Here is a 1,181-nt window from a genome sequence, read left to right on the forward strand (position 1 = left end):
ACCATAAAATAACTTCCTGATTGTAAAGAGAAGCTTCCGAAACCTACTTTCAGACCAATCATATCGGTTGGTGTTCCGATATGCATATACCATTCGCTTGGTGCAATGTGTACCACAGCCCAACCCGCTCTGCCATTGGGTCCGATACCGGAAATGATACCATTGGCAATATTTACAAAAACATCTAAGCTGGCGTGGAAAACACTGTTGTTGAAGTCATAGTTCATTGCCAGTTTAGCATAAATAGCACCTTTTACATCTTTAGTTACGGGATATTGATCATCAACCACTTGAGTATCTAAGAAAGAATTAACGTGGCTGTTGTTTTTCAGCTCATTTAGAAATTTATTGTTGCCTGTCATCTCTTTGAACTTATCTTTAACTCCCGCTAAAGGATCTCCGGGAATCAGCTTAGATAAATCGGCCATAACCAATGCCTCTCCAATAAATCCAACATTGGCTAAACCTCCGTTTGGATTGGTTGACATATTGAAGCCGGCCATAATACTAATTGCATTTTTGCTGGCAACAGATCCGTAAATTCCCGCTCTCAATGCCAAACCAACCGTATTGTCCGGAGTTAGAACCAATGCTTTGTCTTTATATGCCGGATCTAATGACATATCTCTGTTCGGAACCATTCTGTAAAACGCTCCTCCGGTAAATCCTGTAATCGTTAATGCAGAGGCCTGAATTTTAAGTCCGTCTACTGAACCTTCAAATCCCCAATATCTGAAAGTACTGAATCCATAGGCTGCATTCACGTTGACTTCAATATTCAGCTGCTTTAACTTTGCATTCAGATGGGCCGTAAAACCATCTCCATATAATGGATCATTACGCATTATTTGGAATTCTCCCGAAACGATTGCGACCCCTATGTCTACATTTTTCAGACCCAATTTGGTTAAATTGAATCCATCATATTTCCATCGTTGACGATTGTTTTCGTTGACAATCACACCATTGATTTTCATTCCACCTGTTGCGGAGAATCGATCTTCTTGTAATCCTACTGTGATTTCAAAGCCTAGATTAGCGTAACCATTGTCTGCTTCGACAAAAATATTTTTAATACTTGCAGGAAAACCTACTAGTTTTTGTTCTCCTTGTACTCCGAAATACTGAGCAGTAATATAAGGAGCTTTTGTCTGAAGGGTTAAATTTTGAAATACTACACC

Annotated in this window: 1 pseudogene; it reads right to left on the reverse strand. The window is 39.5% G+C overall.

What is annotated here, in order from left to right:
* Window positions 1–1,181: pseudogene (locus BT156_RS22275) on the reverse strand (hypothetical protein); the annotation flags it as partial.

It is taken from the genome of Chryseobacterium limigenitum, assembly GCF_900114875.1.
In the GTDB taxonomy this organism is placed as follows: Bacteria; Bacteroidota; Bacteroidia; order Flavobacteriales; family Weeksellaceae; genus Chryseobacterium; species Chryseobacterium limigenitum.